Raw genomic sequence first — 11,936 nt, 5'->3', positions numbered from 1 at the left:
CGTGCAGGTGCTCGACGTGGGCGACGACTTCATCGAGCTCGAGCCGGTGCCCGTCGCCTCCCCGACCTCGTCGGCCGCCGCGGCCCTCGGCCGGTCGCTGGCAGCGATGCACGCCGCCGGCGCGCCGGCCTTCGGGTCGCCGCCGGAGGGCTGGGAGGGCCCGGCGTGGATCGGACGCCAGGCCCAGACCAACGATCCGGAGCCGACCTGGGGCCGGTTCTACGCCGAGCAACGGGTGCGCCCCTTCGTGCATGCCGCCGAGCGCGTCGGCCACCTCGACGGACGGGAGGTTCGTGCCCTCGACGACCTCTGCGACCACATCGCGGCCGGCGCCTTCGACGACGGCCGACCCCCGGCCCGGATCCACGGTGACCTCTGGTCGGGCAACGTGCTCTGGACGGGCGACGGCGCGTGCCTCATCGATCCTGCCGCCCACGGCGGCCACGGCCTGACCGACCTCGCGATGCTGTCGCTGTTCGGTGCGCCGGGGCTCGAGCGGGTCCTCGACTCCTACGCGGAGGCGGCCTCCCTCCCGGGCGGCTGGCGCGACCTCATCGGACTGCACCAGCTGCACCCACTCGCCGTCCACGCCGTCTCGCACGGGCCGTCATACGGCGACAAGCTTGTCGCGGTCGCCCGGCGCTACCGCTGACGGGGGCCCCGGACTGCAGACGACGCGGCGCCCCGGCGAGCCGACGCGTCGTGCGCGTGTGCGCCACCGTCGCCCCGACGCAGTAGCCTGCCGAGCAGCAGCACGCAGGAAGGACACCATGCCAGGCGCAGCGCCGACGCCCGAGGAGGGACTCGAGGTCCTGGACGTCAATGCCGTCCGTCGTTGGGCCGTGCTCGTCCGCTCCGCCTTCGCCGCACGTCGCGCCGAGATCGACGCCCTCAACGTGTTCCCGGTCCCCGACGGCGACACCGGCACGAACCTCTTCCTCACCTTCGACGGCGCCGTCGACCGCACCCTCACGGAGCCCGCAGACACCGGCGCCGGCGACCTGCTCGTCGTGTTCGCCAAGAACCTGCTCTGGTCCGCGCGCGGCAACTCCGGCGTCATCCTGTCCCAGCTGGCGCGCGGGCTCGCCGAGGCCTGCCAGGGCGAGGCGGTGATCCGCGCGGCGACTCTCGCCAAGGGACTCGTCGCCGGCGACCGGCGTGCCTGGGAGGCGGTCACCGACCCCCGGGAGGGCACGATCCTGTCGGTCTCGAGAGCTGCCTCGCAGGGTGGCCTTGCCGAGGCGGCCTCAGGACTGCACGCCGTGGCGCGCGCCGCCCTCGAGTCGGGCCGGACCGCGCTCGAGCGCACCCCGCAACAGCTCGAGGTGCTCGCCCGGGCCGGTGTCGTCGACGCCGGCGGTGCCGGTCTCGTGCTGCTGCTCGAGTGCCTGGAGCGGCTGTGCGCCGGCGACGACGGACGGCTGGTGCTCAGCCTGGCCAAGAGTGGCCGTCGGGGCCTGCGGCCGCTGGGACCGGCGGCCATGCCGGTCCCGCTCGACACGGAGCCGGCAGCCGAGGAGGCCGCACCGGAGTACGAGGTCATGTACCTGCTCGGCGATGCGACCGACGCTGGCGCCGACGTGCTGAGGCAGCGCCTCGTCGAGCTCGGCGACTCGGTCCTCGTCGTCGGTGCCGACGGCACGTGGAACGTCCACGCCCACGTCGACGACGTCGGCGCGGCCATCGAGGCGGGCATCGAGGCGGGCCGGCCGCACCAGGTCCGGGTGGCCCGGCTCGCGCAGGACGCGCCACAGCCGCCCCGGCTGCCCCCGGGCCACCCGGCCCCGGACGGGACCGGCCTGATCGCCTGTGCGGCGGGCGACGGACTGGCCCAGCTCTTCCGGGAGGCGGGGGCGGCCGTCCTGTCGACCGGTCCGGGCAAGCGCACGACGACCGGTGAGCTCATCGCCGCCATCCGCGAGCGCCACGAGGCGGGGGCTCACGGCGTCATCATCCTGCCCAACGACGGCGACACCGAGCTGGCCGCCGCGGCGGCCGCCCGGGCCGTCGCCGACGAGGGCATCGAGGCCCTCGTCGTCCGGTCCCACACCCCCGTGCAGGGGGTCGCGGCCATCGCGGTGTTCGAGCCGTCCGCCTCGGCGGGCGCCAACGTGCTGGCGATGCAGTTCGCGGCGGCCGGCACCCGCCACGGTGCGGTCACGATCGCGGACCGCTCGGCCCTCACCTCCGGGGGGCGCTGCGAGCCGGGAGACGTGCTCGGCATCGTCGACGAGGACATCGTCATCGTCGGCTCCGACCTGACCCGGGTCGGGGCGGCCGTCGGCGCCCGCCTGCTCTCCAGTGGCGGCGAGCTGCTCACCGTGATCGTCGGTGACGGTGCGACGCTCGACCTCGGCGAGGCGGTCGCCGAGGCCGCCCGCCACGAGCGCCGCGAGGTCGAGTCGACCGTCCTGCGCGGCGGTCAGCAGGTCTACCCGCTCCTGCTGGGGGTCGAGTGACCATGGTGGCCGTCACCGAGGAGACCGCACTGTCGAAGCTCGTCCGCAAGGGCCACGCCGAGCAGCTGGCGCGCACCAAGGGCCTGCACACCGTCGGCGACCTGCTCGACTACGCCCCCCGCCGCTACCTGCAGCCGGGCCAGCTGACCGACCTGTCGCAGCTGCGCCCGGAGGAGGAGGTCATGGTCGTCGCGGAGGTCGCCCGCTCGTCCTCCCGGCCGATGCGCGGGCGCAAGGGCAAGCTGCTCACCGTCGTGCTCTCCGACGGCCGGGGCCACGAGCTCGACCTCACCTTCTTCTCGTCCTACGGCCACGAGCAGAAGCTGCAGCCGGGGGCGCGTGGGTTCTTCGCCGGCACCGTCGGCGACTACCGGCACCGCCTCCAGCTGACCCATCCCGACTACGAGCTGTTCTCGTCCGGTGAGGACGCGGCACAGCTCGTGGAGCACTACCGGACGCACCAGATCCCGGTCTACTCCGCGACCGGCAAGATCTACTCGTTCACGATCCGGCGCATGGTCGAGCTGGCCCTCGACTCCGTCGACCGCGTCCGCGAGCCGGTCCCGGCCCACGTCCGAGAGCAACGTCGGCTGATGACGCGCGCCGAGGCGCTCGAGCTGGTCCACCGGCCGCGGCTCGACGACCAGCCGTGGCGGGGCCTGGCCCGGCTCAAGTACGACGAGGCGCTCACCCTGCAGACCATCCTCGCCCAGCGCCGGCACGCTGCAGAGGCCGTCCCGGCCACCCCCCGCCTGCCCCGGCCCGGGGGACTGCTCGCGGCCTTCGACGAGCGGCTGCCGTTCGAGCTCACCGCCGGGCAGCGCGAGATCGGCAAGGTCCTCGCCGAGGAGCTCGGGAGCGACCGCCCGATGAACCGGCTGCTCCAGGGCGAGGTCGGATCCGGCAAGACGATCGTCGCGCTCCGCGCCATGCTCGCCGCGATCGACGCCGGCGGCCAGGCGGCCCTCCTCGCACCCACGGAGGTCCTCGCGGCGCAGCACCTCCGGTCCATCACGGCGATGCTCGGCGACCTCGCCGAGGGCGGCATGCTCGGGGGCAGCGACATCGGCACCAAGGTCGCGCTGCTGACCGGCAGCCAGTCGGCCGCGGCCCGCAAGCGGTCGCTGCTCGACGCGGCCTCCGGCGAGGCCGGCATCGTCGTCGGGACCCACGCCCTCATCCAGAAGCACGTGCAGTTCGCCGACCTCGCCCTGGTCGTCGTCGACGAGCAGCACCGGTTCGGCGTCGAGCAGCGAGACGCCCTGCGCGAGAAGGCTGCCCGACCGCCGCACGTGCTCGTCATGACGGCGACGCCGATTCCCCGCACCGTCGCGATGACCGTCTTCGGCGACATGGAGACCTCGACCCTGCGCGAGCTGCCCCGCGGGCGCTCGCCGATCACGACGCACGTCGTCGACGCGGAGAAGCCGGGCTGGGTCGACCGCACGTGGCAACGGGTCGCGGAGGAGGTGGCCGCCGGGCACCAGGCGTATGTCGTGTGCCCGCGCATCGGCGACCTCGAGCCGGGCAGCCCCGGAGCCGGCGACTCCACCGACGAGGAGGCGAGCGACTGGGACGTGGCCCCGGACGAGGGAGCCGAGGCCAGGGAGCTGACAGGGGTCCACGTCATGGCCGAGCAGCTGCGGGCGAATCCGGCTCTCGCCGGCTGCCGGATCGCCGTGCTCCACGGCCGGCTCGACCCGGAGACCAAGGACCAGACCATGCGCGCGTTCGGCGCGGGGGAGATCGACGTCCTCGTCGCGACGACCGTCATCGAGGTCGGTGTCGACGTGCCCAACGCGTCGGTCATGGTCGTCGTCGACGCCGACCGCTTCGGCATCTCCCAGCTGCACCAGCTCCGGGGCCGGGTCGGCCGCGGGAGCGTGCCCGGGCTCTGTCTGCTCATGACGCAGTCACCCGGCCCGGCAGCGCTGGAGCGGCTCGACGCGGTCGCGGGCACCACCGACGGCTTCGAGCTCGCCCGACTCGACCTCACCTTCCGCCGGGAGGGGGACGTGCTCGGCGCACGGCAGAGCGGCGGTGGCAACTCCGTCCGGCACCTGCGGCTCGGCCGACGGGAGGACGAGCAGATCATCGCCGATGCCCGTGAGGACGCCTTCGCCATCGTCGCCGCCGACCCGACCCTCGCCGAGCACCCCGACCTCGCCGCCGCCGTCGCGACCCGGCTCGACGAGGAGCAGGCCGCCTTCCTCGAGCGCGGGTGACCGGATGACCCGGATCATCAGCGGCACGGCCGGCGGACGCCAGCTGCGCACCCCGGAAGGCGCCGCCACCCGACCGACCTCCGACCGGGTGCGCGAGGCCCTCTTCAGCCGCCTGGAGCACCGGCACCTGCTCACCGGCTCCCACGTGCTCGACCTCTACGCCGGCTCGGGTGCGCTCGGCCTCGAGGCGGCGAGCCGGGGCGCGGAGCTGGTCCTGCTCGTCGAGTCGAACCGGAGGGCCGTCTCCGTCATTCGCGACAACATCCGGACGGTCGGCAGGCCCGGGGTCCGCGTCCTGGCCGACACGGTGCTGCGCGTCCTGTCGGGAGGCCCGCCCGGCGGCATACGGATGGACCTCGTCCTGCTCGACCCGCCCTACGACGTGGGGGAGGAGGCCCTCACGGCTGTCCTGACGGCCCTCGTCGAGCGCGGCTGGCTCGCCCCCGACGCCTTCGTCGTCGTGGAGCGGTCCACGCGCTCGCCGCAGCCGACCTGGCCGAAGGGCCTCGAGCTGTCGGGGGAGAAACGCTACGGCGACACGGCGGTGTGGTTCGCCGAGCCGCCGCTCACCGACGGCGTCGCGTAGGTTGGTGGCCGTGACGACCTCCCCGCGCCGCTGCGTCTGCCCCGGCTCGTACGACCCCGTGACGAACGGGCACATCGACGTCATCGCCCGGGCGGCCCGGCTCTTCGACGAGGTCGTCGTCGCGATCCTGCACAACCCCGCCAAGCACGGCACCTTCACCATCGACGAACGCCTCGACCTGCTGGGAAGCGCCGTCGGCGACCTCGACAACGTGCGCATCGAAGCCTTCGCCGACGTGCTCGTCGTCGACGTGTGCCGCCAGGTCGGGGCCGCCTCGATGGTCAAGGGGCTGCGGGGCGGCACCGACTTCGCCTACGAGCTGCCGATGGCGAACATGAACCACCACCTGACCGGGGTCGAGACCCTCTTCCTCGTCGCCGCGCCCGAGTGGCAGCACGTGTCGAGCTCGCTCATCAAGGAGGTCGTGCGCTACGGCGGTGACGTGACCGGCCTCGTCCCCGAGCCCGTCAACAAGGCGCTGCGCGATCGGGTCGGCCGCCGCGCTGCGCACGGCTGACCGCCGCGCTGCGCACGGCTGGCCGCCTGCCGCGGGCAGCGGCCGGGGCCCCGACGCGACTGATTTGGGTGGTGCACACCACTCCGGTAACCTTGTCCGTCGGTCCACGTCTGCAGTGACGGGGACCGATCCCGTCAACCACCGTCTGGAGCCATGGACCGTCTCGACCCGCGCTCGCCCCTGGTCATCAGCACCAGAGAGCTGACGCGGCGACCCGGGACGATGCAGGAGCTCCACCGGACGGTGGAGCTGCCCGAGGACCTCGGGACCGACATCATCTCGATCAAGGCCGGCTCACCGGTCGAGGTCGAGGTGCGGCTCGAGTCCGTCGTCGAGGGCGTGCTCGTGACGGGCTCGGTCCGCGGCACGGCGACCGGTGCCTGCGTGCGGTGCCTGGATCCCGTCGACCTGCCGGTCGAGGGGACGTTCCAGGAGCTGTTCGCCTACACCGATCGGGCGGCACACCACCACGAGGTGGGCGCCGACTCGGACGAGGACGGGGTGTACGAGCTCGTGGGCGACCTGGTCGACCTCGAGCCGGTCATCCGGGACGCAGTCGTTCCGACGCTGCCGTTCCAGCCGGTGTGCCGCGAGGACTGCCCGGGGCTGTGCCCCGAGTGCGGGATCCGCCTCGCGGACGACCCGGAGCACCATCATGAAGTGATCGACCCACGGTGGTCGGCCCTCAGCGGACTGCTGGGGGACGACCCGCAAGAGAAGAGGAAATGACGTGGCTGTCCCGAAGCGGAAGATGTCGCGGTCCAACACCCGTTCGCGCCGCGCGAACTGGAAGGCTACGCCGACCACCCTCACCACGTGCCCGCGCTGCAACGCCCCGCGGCAGCCGCACATCGCCTGCCCCAACTGTGGCACCTACAACGGCCGCCAGTACGCCGAGGCCGAGCGCACCGAGCACCAGGCCTGAGCCTGCCGTGGCTGACACCGAGATCGCAGGTGTCGGGGCGGTCCCACAGCGGCCCGTCGAGCTCCTGGTCGACCACCTCACCGAGGTGGTGGGTCAGGAGGTCGACGAGCCGCTGCTCCTGCGTGCCCTGACGCACCGGTCGTACGCCTACGAGAACGGCGGCCTGCCCAACAACGAGCGGCTCGAGTTCCTCGGCGACTCCGTCCTCGGCCTCGTCGTGACGGAGACGCTCTACCTGGGCCACCCGGACCTGCCCGAGGGGCAGCTGGCCAAGCTGCGTGCCGCCGTCGTCAACATGCGGGCGCTCGCCGAGGTGGCCCGCACCTTCGACCTCGGCCAGTACGTCATGCTCGGCAAGGGCGAGGAGGCGACCGGTGGCCGCGACAAGGCCTCGATCCTTGCCGACACGATGGAGGCCCTGATCGGGACGGTGTTCCTGTCCGCCGGCATGACCGGCGCCGGGCGCTTCATCCACCACCACTTCGACGGGCTCATCGCCGACGCGGCGCAACTCGGCGCCGGGCTCGACTGGAAGACGTCCCTGCAGGAGAAGGCGGCTGAGGCCGAGCTCGGCACACCCGACTACGTCATCGACGAGACGGGGCCGGACCACGAGAAGGAGTTCCACGCACAGGTGGTCTTCGGTCAGCGGGTTCTCGGCGAGGGGGACGGGCGCAGCAAGAAGGAGGCCGAGCAGAAGGCCGCGAAGCAGGCCTGGCACCGGCTCAACGCCAGCTCCACCACCGCCTCCTGAGCGCCGATGCCCGAGCTGCCCGAGGTGGAGGTCGTCCGCCGCGGCCTCGCCGACCACGTCGTCGGCCGCCGGATCGAGCGGGCGACGATCACGGGTGACCGGGTCGCCCGCCGCCACGAACCGGGCCCGCAGGACCTCGCAGACCGCCTCAGCGGCGCCACGGTCTCCGCTGCGCGGCGCCGCGGGAAGTACCTCTGGCTCGAGCTCGACCGGGAGGAGGCGCTCATCATCCACCTCGGCATGAGCGGCCAGATGCTCGTCGAGCCCGCCGAGGAGCCCCTCGAGAAGCACTGCCACGCGCGCTTCGACTTCAGCGACGACGGCCCGCAGCTGCGGTTCGTCGACCAGCGCACCTTCGGGGGCCTCGCCCTGTCGCCGCTCGGCCCGGGCGGCATCCCCGAGTCCGTCGCCCACATCGCCCCGGACCCCTTCGAGCCGGCGTTCGACCAACGCGCCGTGGTGCTCGCCATGAAGCGGCGCGACAGCGCGGTCAAGCGGGCCCTGCTGGACCAGTCCCTCGTCTCGGGCATCGGGAACATCTACGCCGACGAGGCGCTCTGGCGGGCCGAGGTCCACGGCGAACGGATCTGCTCGGGCCTGACCAAGCCGACCCTGCACCGGATCCTGGACCACGCGCGCGAGGTGATGACCGAGGCACTCGGCCAGGGCGGCACGAGCTTCGACGCGCTCTACGTCAACGTCAACGGCGCAAGCGGCTACTTCGACCGGTCCCTGCACGCGTACGGGCGGGAGGGCACGCCGTGCGACCGCTGCGGCACGCTGATGCGCCGCGATCAGTTCATGAACCGCTCGTCCCACTCCTGCCCCCGCTGCCAGCCGCGGCCCCGCCTGCCCAGACGCTGACCACCACGAGATCTGGTCGCAACGCCAGTTGTCGTGGCCGCTGGGCCGGGAACGCCACGAGAACTGGTAACGATGCCACTTCTCATGGGCGCTCGTCGGCGCCCGGGGGCCGACCGCCCGCCTCGGTCAGGGCGCCGGGGTGAGCAGCCGCTTCAGGGGCACGGCCGGGTCCGCGGCCGCCTCCGGGTCGATCGTCATGCCCTTCTCCAGCCCCCGCTTCACGGCGATGTGGTCCTGGCGCGCGCCGACGCACTCGGCCGCGACGAGCAGCCCGTCCCGGTAGTGCAGCAGCGTGAAGCGCTCGGCCGAAGGGTCGCCGCGCACGACCGTGCGGTCGACGTCGGCGTAGAGCCCGCTGATCTGCAGCTGCAGGTCGCCCTGGTCGGACCAGAACCACGGCACGCTCGTGTATGCCGCTCCGCCACCGACCAGCGTCGACGCGGCCGTCCGCGCGTGGTCCGAGGCGTGCTGCGCGCTCTCGAGGCGTAGCCGTCCCGGGGTGCCGCGGGTGTAGGGGTTCGGCACGCTCGTGCAGTCGCCGACGGCCACAGTCACGCCGTCCGAGGCCCGCGCATGCTCGTCGACGACGATGCCGCCGTCGACGTCGAGCCCGAGCTGTTCGGCCAGCTCCGTCCTCGCCTCGGCCCCGACAGCCACGAGCACGGCGGCCGCCTCGACGACGCGCCCGTCGGCGAGCTCGACCGCACGGACCCGTCCGTCCCCGTCCCTGTCGCCCCGGATCCGCGTCGCCGTCGACTCGAGGAGCACCTCGGTCCCACGACGGCGGTGCGCAGCGAGGTAGAAGTCCGACAGCTCGGGGGAGACGACCCGCCCGAGCAGGCGGTCGGTTGCCTCGAGGACCGTCACCTCGACCCCCTTGAGGCGTGCGTCCGCCGCCACCTCGAGGCCGATGAAGCCGCCGCCGACGACGACGAGCCGGCCACCGTTGGCGCCGTCTGCGCCGGCCAGCCGGGCGAGCACCTCGCCGAGCCGGTCCGCGTCGGCGACCGAGCGGAGGTCGAGCACGCCGTCCAGGTCTGCGCCCGGCAGGTCCAGCTGTCGGTTGGCCGAGCCCGTCGCGAGGGCGAGCCGACCGAACTCGATGACCCTGCCGGAGGCCGTCGTCGCACGCCCACCCGTCCCGTCGCGCTCGAGCCGCGTCACGGCGTCGCCGAGCACGAGCTCGATGTCCTGCTCAGCGAACCACAGCTCCGGGTGGAAGACGAGGTCGGAGAGCTGCTGCGTGCCCGCCAGGTAGCCCTTCGACAGCGGCGGACGGTCATAGGGAGGGACCGGCTCCTCGCCGACCAGCACGATGGGCGCCGCATCGCCGAGGTCCCGGAGGGCTGTGGCGAGCTCGAGCCCGGCCTGCCCGGCTCCGACGACGAGGGTGGCCTGCGGCTTCGACATGTGCCGATCGTATGCCGCGGGCCCGCGCGCGGATGGCCCGCTGCAGCGGGGGCAAACCCGTCGCCGGGAACGGGGTGAGCGGCATACGCTCCCCTCGTGACTGCGAACCCCACCGCCACTGAGCCCACCCTGCTGTCCCTGCCCGCGCCCGACGAGTGGCCCCACTGGATGGGCGCGCGCGGCGACGCGCAGCTCGCCGAGGCGCGACGGCTCGTCGACGACCTCAAGGCGCAGCGGCCCAGCGAGGCGCGGCAGGTGCTCCGGGTCTGGAACGACGCGCAGACGGCCCTCAGCAACGCGGCGTCGATCGCCTCCCTCTTCTCCGAGGTGCACCCGGACCGAGACGTCCGCGAGCGCGCCGAGAACCTCATGCAGGACGTCCAGAAGCTCGACACCGACCTCGGGCTCGACACCGAGCTGTTTGCCGTCTTCGCCGACCTGGACGACACGGACCTTGACGCCGACGCAAGCCGCGTGCTCGAGCACACGCTGCGCGACTTCCGCCGTTCCGGTGTCGATCGGGACGAGGCGACCCGCGCCCGGCTGCGCGAGCTGTCGGAGCAGGCGATCCTGCTGAGCCAGGAGTTCAGCAAGAACATCCGCGAGGACGTGCGCAGCATCCGGGTCCGGCCGGAGCAGCTTGCCGGCATGCCGCAGGACTGGGTCGAGGCGCACCCGGTCGACGAGGAGGGCCTCGTCACGGTGACGACCGACTACCCGGACGTCATCCCGTTCCGGACCTTCGCGCACGACGCCGACGCACGGCGTGAGCTCGTCACGCAGTTCCTGACGATCGCCTGGCCGGCCAACGACGCGGTGCTGCAGAAGCTGTTCGCGGTGCGCCGCGAGCACGCCTCGCTCCTCGGGTACGCGACGTGGGCCGACTACGACGCCGAGGTCAAGATGATCGGCGCGGGACAGGCGATCGGTGAGTTCATCGACCGGATCACCGCCCTGTCGGGGGAGCGCGCCGAGCGGGACAAGGCGGTGCTCCTCGAGCGGCTCCAGCAGGACCGGCCCGACGCGACGGACATCGACGGCGCCGATGCGACGTACTACGCGGAGCTCGTGCGCAAGGAGCAGCACGCCGTCGACGCCCAGCGCGTTCGGACCTACTTCCCGTTCGAGGCGGTCCGGCAGGGGCTGCTCGACGTCACCGGTCGGTTGTTCGGGCTCGAATGGACCCCCGTGTCGCAGGAGGCGGCCGGCACCTGGCACGCCGATGTCGCGACCTACGACGTCGCCAGGGACGGCGAGCGGATCGGCCGGATCCACCTCGACCTGCACCCGCGGGACGGCAAGTACAAGCATGCCGCGCAGTTCGACCTCGTCCGTGGGGTGCGCGGGGTGCAGCTGCCGGAGGGGGTGCTCGTCTGCAACTTCAACCGCGGCCTGATGGAGCACGACGAGGTCGTCACGCTCTTCCACGAGTTCGGCCACCTCGTGCACCACGTCGTCGGTGGCGACCAGGAGTGGGTGCGCTTCTCCGGCGTGGCGACCGAGTGGGACTTCGTCGAGGCACCGAGCCAGATGCTCGAGGAGTGGGCCTGGGACGCGGACGTGCTCGCCACCTTCGCCCGGAACGAGGCGGGCGAGACGATCCCGGCGGACCTCGTCGCCGCGATGCGCGAGGCCGACGACTTCGGCAAGGGCTACGACGCGCGCACCCAGATGTTCTATGCCGCGCTCTCCTACGACTTCCATGTGCACGAGACGCCGGACCTCACCGAGCGGCTCCGTGAGCTGATGGGGCGCTACTCGGTCTTCCCGTACATCGCGGGGACCCACATGCAGTGCCACTTCGGGCACCTCGACGGCTACAGCTCGGCGTACTACACGTACATGTGGTCGCTCGTCATCGCCAAGGACATGTTCTCGGCGTTCGACCGCAACGACCTCTTCGACCCGGAGGTGGCCCGGGCCTACCGTGACAAGGTGCTCGCGCAGGGCGGCCGCCGTGACGCCGCCGACCTCGTGGCCGACTTCCTCGGGCGCCCCTACACGTTCGACGCGTATGCCGCCTGGCTCGCCGAGTGAGCACGGCCGTCCCGGTCGGGCGGGTCACGAGGCTGCACGTCTATCCGGTGAAGTCCCTCGCGGGTGTCGCGTGCGACTCGGCCGGCGTCGCTGCACGGGGCCTGATCGGCGACCGGCGGTGGGGGATCGTCGACCCCTCGGGCGAGAAGGTCACGGCGC

General features: G+C 72.8%; 12 protein-coding genes. 11 read left to right on the top strand and 1 reads right to left on the bottom strand.

Going from position 1 to position 11,936, the window contains the following annotated elements; genetic code table 11:
- The 9 genes from N864_RS13855 to mutM form a co-directional block, all read left to right on the top strand.
- Positions 1-652 (top strand): fructosamine kinase family protein (locus N864_RS13855; RefSeq protein WP_034717778.1); only part of this gene is annotated, 652 nt, incomplete at its 5' end.
- 118 nt (positions 653-770) lie between these two features.
- Positions 771-2,459 carry a DAK2 domain-containing protein gene (locus tag N864_RS13850; RefSeq protein WP_051518573.1) on the top strand — a complete coding sequence of 563 codons (1,689 nt, stop codon included), beginning with the start codon at positions 771-773 and terminating at the stop codon, positions 2,457-2,459.
- 2 nt (positions 2,460-2,461) lie between these two features.
- On the top strand, positions 2,462-4,684 hold the full coding sequence (locus N864_RS13845; RefSeq protein ID WP_034717776.1) for an ATP-dependent DNA helicase RecG: 2,223 nt from the start codon (positions 2,462-2,464) through the stop codon (positions 4,682-4,684).
- A 4-nt stretch (positions 4,685-4,688) separates the two neighbouring features.
- Positions 4,689-5,270, top strand: coding sequence for a 16S rRNA (guanine(966)-N(2))-methyltransferase RsmD (rsmD, locus tag N864_RS13840; protein ID WP_034717773.1), 582 nt, complete (start codon positions 4,689-4,691; stop codon positions 5,268-5,270).
- Between the two features lie 10 nt (positions 5,271-5,280).
- On the top strand, positions 5,281-5,787 hold the full coding sequence (coaD, locus tag N864_RS13835; RefSeq protein WP_034717786.1) for a pantetheine-phosphate adenylyltransferase: 507 nt from the start codon (positions 5,281-5,283) through the stop codon (positions 5,785-5,787).
- 153 nt (positions 5,788-5,940) lie between these two features.
- Positions 5,941-6,516, top strand: coding sequence for a YceD family protein (locus N864_RS13830; protein ID WP_034717771.1), 576 nt, complete (start codon positions 5,941-5,943; stop codon positions 6,514-6,516).
- A 1-nt stretch (position 6,517) separates the two neighbouring features.
- Positions 6,518-6,712 carry a 50S ribosomal protein L32 gene (rpmF, locus tag N864_RS13825; protein ID WP_034717768.1) on the top strand — a complete coding sequence of 65 codons (195 nt, stop codon included), beginning with the start codon at positions 6,518-6,520 and terminating at the stop codon, positions 6,710-6,712.
- A gap of 7 nt (positions 6,713-6,719) precedes the next feature.
- A complete protein-coding gene (gene rnc / locus N864_RS13820; protein WP_240474329.1) occupies positions 6,720-7,466 on the top strand; it encodes a ribonuclease III in 747 nt (248 codons plus the stop codon).
- Positions 7,467-7,472: 6 nt separating this feature from the next.
- Positions 7,473-8,330, top strand: a complete 858-nt coding sequence (mutM, locus tag N864_RS13815; RefSeq protein ID WP_034717765.1) for a bifunctional DNA-formamidopyrimidine glycosylase/DNA-(apurinic or apyrimidinic site) lyase — start codon at positions 7,473-7,475, stop codon at positions 8,328-8,330.
- A gap of 126 nt (positions 8,331-8,456) precedes the next feature.
- Here the strand turns inward: mutM and N864_RS13810 are convergent, their stop codons facing one another.
- On the bottom strand, positions 8,457-9,740 hold the full coding sequence (locus N864_RS13810) for an NAD(P)/FAD-dependent oxidoreductase (RefSeq protein WP_034717763.1): 1,284 nt from the start codon (positions 9,738-9,740) through the stop codon (positions 8,457-8,459).
- A 96-nt stretch (positions 9,741-9,836) separates the two neighbouring features.
- Here N864_RS13810 and N864_RS13805 point away from each other — a divergent pair, with 96 nt between their 5' ends.
- Entirely contained in the window at positions 9,837-11,777 is a 1,941-nt protein-coding gene (locus N864_RS13805; protein WP_240474328.1) for a M3 family metallopeptidase, read from the top strand.
- The coding region (locus N864_RS24190) for an MOSC N-terminal beta barrel domain-containing protein (RefSeq protein WP_205620949.1) at positions 11,774-11,936 on the top strand (163 nt) is incomplete at its 3' end. The genes N864_RS13805 and N864_RS24190, both read left to right, overlap by 4 nt.

Origin of the sequence: Intrasporangium chromatireducens Q5-1 (assembly GCF_000576575.1) — a bacterium.
Classification (GTDB): domain Bacteria; phylum Actinomycetota; class Actinomycetes; order Actinomycetales; family Dermatophilaceae; genus Intrasporangium_A; species Intrasporangium_A chromatireducens.
Note: the sequence above shows the minus strand (reverse complement) of the source record. Positions and strands in the feature narration are given on the sequence as shown.

What these genes read in the sequence shown, in the direction of transcription:
- rsmD (WP_034717773.1), top strand. Translation starts at nt 4,689, where the DNA reads ATGACCCGGATCATCAGCGGCACGGCCGGCGGACGCCAGCTGCGCACC.
- N864_RS13850 (WP_051518573.1), top strand. Translation starts at nt 771, where the DNA reads ATGCCAGGCGCAGCGCCGACGCCCGAGGAGGGACTCGAGGTCCTGGAC.
- N864_RS13810 (WP_034717763.1), bottom strand. Translation starts at nt 9,740, where the DNA reads ATGTCGAAGCCGCAGGCCACCCTCGTCGTCGGAGCCGGGCAGGCCGGG.
- mutM (WP_034717765.1), top strand. Translation starts at nt 7,473, where the DNA reads ATGCCCGAGCTGCCCGAGGTGGAGGTCGTCCGCCGCGGCCTCGCCGAC.
- N864_RS13830 (WP_034717771.1), top strand. Translation starts at nt 5,941, where the DNA reads ATGGACCGTCTCGACCCGCGCTCGCCCCTGGTCATCAGCACCAGAGAG.
- N864_RS13845 (WP_034717776.1), top strand. Translation starts at nt 2,462, where the DNA reads ATGGTGGCCGTCACCGAGGAGACCGCACTGTCGAAGCTCGTCCGCAAG.